The 1,195-nt window shown below is 54.8% G+C and carries 1 protein-coding gene; it reads right to left on the reverse strand.

Annotated elements, in window-relative coordinates; translation table 11 throughout:
* Positions 1–2: 2 nt before the first annotated feature.
* A partial coding sequence (locus tag BBI10_RS00125; RefSeq protein WP_065986011.1) for a two-component system sensor histidine kinase NtrB occupies positions 3–1,195 on the reverse strand: 1,193 nt, incomplete at its 5' end.

Consider the following 1,195-nt stretch of genomic DNA (forward strand, 5'->3'; position numbering starts at 1 on the left):
TCTCAGATGACCGCGTCGACCTCTGGAAGAACGTCTCTCGGCATGAACAGCGAAAAAGTTGTGCCGTGGCCTTCCTGGCTCTCAACCGTAAGGCATCCTCCCGCCTGGATGACATACCCGTAGACCATCGTCAGGCCGAGACCTGTGCCTTTTCCCTCTTCTTTGGTTGTAAAGAAGGGTTCGAAGATCCGCTCGATAAGCGCCACAGGCATTCCGGTGCCCGTGTCAGACACCTGAATTCGCACACACGATTGACCGGTTACCAGTAGGGAGCCCTTGGCAGCCATCAGTTCACTGACATCTACATTGGAGGTGCGAATCGAAATGGTGCCTCCTGCCGGCATCGCATCCCGGGCGTTGACCATCAGATTGAACACGGCGCTTTCCAGTTGGTGTGGATCGACCTTCGTCAGCCAAAGGTTGGACGCCAAATCAGTCTCATATAAGACCTTTGATCCCAAGCTTCCACGACCAAGCTCAATTAGCGAAGTGATTAACGGATTCACATTGATCACTTCTGAACCAAGCTTGTGCCGTCTGGAAAAAGCCATAAGCCGGGCTGTCATCGCACTCGCGGTCTGGGACGCGCGCAGTGCATTGGCCAGATGCTTCTTTGCATGGTCGGGCTTATCGTTTTTAAGGTAATGCTCAGCGAGACTTGCCGAGCCCGTTACGGCCGTCAGCATGTTGTTGAAGTCATGCGCGATGCCCGTGGTGAGCTGGCCTACGATTTCCATCTTCTGAGCCTGAAACCGATCGCTGATCATCTGGACCCTCTCTGCCTCACGCTGCCTAAGGAAAGTGACGTCCTGCACGCAATTAACGAAGCCGATCTGGTGTCCACCTTCGTCAAAAAGAGGCGTGACGTTTGCAATAACGTTGCGACGGCTACCGTCACGCCGCTCAACGATCACATCGACATTCAGTGCGGGCTCACCTGTGGCCAGAACCTGCACCATTGGCGTCTGGTCATGGGGCAGGTAGGTGCCGTCACCTGCATAAAGTCTGTGAGCGCCGCAGAACTTCACCTCGGGATCACCCTTGACTGGGGTCTCTCCCCAGATCTCTGCTGCTTTGAGGTTGTAAGCAACAACGACGGCATTTCGATCGCAGATATAGAGCCCGACGGGAAGGTGTTCAATCAGATCCTGGCTGTAACGGGCGTTCCAAGGACCTTGTGTAATCCGGCGATCAG

Origin of the sequence: Pseudomonas graminis, assembly GCF_001705435.1 — a bacterium.
Lineage (GTDB): Bacteria > Pseudomonadota > Gammaproteobacteria > Pseudomonadales > Pseudomonadaceae > Aquipseudomonas > Aquipseudomonas graminis_B.